Source organism: Pantoea sp. Pa-EAmG (assembly GCF_030024295.1).
Classification (GTDB): domain Bacteria; phylum Pseudomonadota; class Gammaproteobacteria; order Enterobacterales; family Enterobacteriaceae; genus Pantoea; species Pantoea dispersa.
Window position 1 is genome coordinate 1 of the sequence record NZ_JASEWO010000371.1, and the last position, 990, is coordinate 990.

At 43.8% G+C, this 990-nt stretch carries 1 protein-coding gene and 1 pseudogene; both read right to left on the reverse strand.

The window, feature by feature from the left end; all coding sequences use genetic code 11:
- Window positions 1-667 (reverse strand): Bax inhibitor-1/YccA family protein (locus QMM04_RS22710; protein WP_282997134.1); only part of this gene is annotated, 667 nt, incomplete at its 3' end.
- A 199-nt stretch (window positions 668-866) separates the two neighbouring features.
- Window positions 867-990: pseudogene (locus QMM04_RS22715) on the reverse strand (oligoribonuclease); the annotation flags it as partial.

Genomic DNA, 990 nt, shown 5'->3' on the forward strand with positions numbered 1-990 from the left:
TTGCGTCGGGGCCACCGGTACTTTGCCGGCTGCGGTGGTATCGTTGTGCTGCAGCAGATTCGATCAGGTCAAAATCCAAAATCAGATTCAATGAGGCAATCACAGCCACAAATGCCGCAAAGCCAATGCCCAACCAATTGCTTTCAAAAATATAAGGTACACTAGATGCAAAAGCCAAACTCATGACCATTTGCACGACAAACACAATGGCAATCGCAATAGTTGCAGAAAGCACCACCGACTTAAACTTCTCGGTTGCACGGATAATCTGGAAGCGATACAAGCCGAACATCACCAAGGTAGTGACAAATGTAGCAAGTAGCGCTTGTAACGGCGCACCCGGAAATTTGGCCTGAAAAATAAAGGAAATACCACCTAAAAATGCACCTTCAAATAGTGCATATGGAACCGCCAGCTTTGGTGCTGTATGCGCTTTAAACGTCGCAATCAGGCCTAAAATCAGGCCACCAATTGCACCCACCAGCATTGCAGCGTAAGCCATTCCTGCATTAGCGGTAAAAGCGCAATAAAAGAACAACGCTAAACCAGTAATGGCAGCCACCAAGGTCAGACCCACCGATTTTTGTACTGCGCCCGCTACAGTCATCGGCTGCTGAAAATCACTATATGTTTCAACGCGGGTTAATATAGGATTATTACTTTGCATCTTGATCTCTTTGTTATAATTCACTGGGAATACAACTCTATAGTAAAACAAAACCCTGTAAAACCAATTGGTTCCATCCTACTTTTTGTAACAATATGAATATATTCGTAAGACTTTGACCCCACCCGCGACAATAAAAAACCGCAGCCCAAAATTAAGCTACGGTGATACGTATTGCGGAGTTATTGCAACATGCAACTTAGTTTTTAATGAAAAAATATTCACGGTAGTAGCGCAGTTCTGCAATCGAATCACGGATATCATCCATCGCCAAGTGCGATGCATTTTTCTTTAATCCGCTCATAATTTCTGGACGCCAGCGC